2 protein-coding genes are annotated in these 422 nt (G+C 65.9%); both read left to right on the forward strand.

Going from position 1 to position 422, the window contains the following annotated elements; translation table 11 throughout:
• On the forward strand, nt 1-194 hold a 194-nt coding region (locus K9U40_RS24105), incomplete at its 5' end, for a 2-oxo acid dehydrogenase subunit E2 (RefSeq protein ID WP_282892569.1).
• 107 nt (nt 195-301) lie between these two features.
• Nucleotides 302-422: biotin/lipoyl-containing protein (locus tag K9U40_RS24110; RefSeq protein ID WP_282892570.1), on the forward strand; the 121-nt coding region annotated here is incomplete at its 3' end.

Raw genomic sequence — 422 nt, forward strand, 5'->3', positions numbered from 1 at the left:
CACCGGAAGTGGCCATCCTCGGCGTCTCCAAGTCGTCCATCCAGCCGGTCTGGAACGGCAAGGAATTCGCACCGAAGCTGATGCTGCCGCTGTCGCTGAGCTACGACCACCGCGTCATCGACGGCGCACTGGCCGCACGCTTCACCACGTACCTGTCGCAGGTACTGGCCGACATGCGCCGCGTGCTGCTGTAAGGCACCGCTTCGCCCCCACCGTGCGGCCGCAGCCCCTGGCGCGGCCGCGTGAACAGATGCAGTGACAGCCCGCCGGCGCCGCCGGGCGGGCACGAGGAAAACCCACCATGGCCACGATTGAAGTCAAGGTTCCCGACATCGGCGATTACAGCGATGTGCCGGTGATCGAAGTGTTGGTCGCCGTCGGCGACACGGTGAAGAAGGATCAGGGTCTGGTGACCCTGGAGT

Origin of the sequence: Xanthobacter autotrophicus (genome assembly GCF_030015065.1) — a bacterium.
In the GTDB taxonomy this organism is placed as follows: domain Bacteria; phylum Pseudomonadota; class Alphaproteobacteria; order Rhizobiales; family Xanthobacteraceae; genus Xanthobacter; species Xanthobacter autotrophicus_D.